Here is a 253-nt window from a genome sequence, read left to right as displayed (position 1 = left end):
TACATTGTCGTATTGTTGACCGCTTCGACTTCATATCGACAGAAGGCGTCCAATTGCATACAACTTTCACGGAAACTGGACGGAGAAAGCACCGAGAGTGCGATTAATTAGCGGCGCAACGAGGCAACGGCAGTTCCATCAACCCCTTGGCGTCGAGGTCTTCGACCGCTACAAGGTCGTATTCCCGAGCGTAGTACGCCGAGAGCTTGTGAAGGAAGTCCCGACGCTTTCGCTTCAAGTCAGCTTGGCGTTG

1 pseudogene is annotated in these 253 nt (G+C 53.0%); it reads right to left on the bottom strand.

The annotated features are described in order from the left end of the window. Positions 1 to 127: 127 nt before the first annotated feature. A pseudogene (locus O2S87_RS19305) lies at positions 128 to 253 on the bottom strand (RNA-guided endonuclease TnpB family protein); the annotation flags it as partial.

It is taken from the genome of Halohasta sp. A2 (assembly GCF_056175805.1).
The sequence above is the reverse complement of the archived record's forward strand: the minus strand, read 5'-3'. Positions and strand labels throughout refer to the sequence as shown.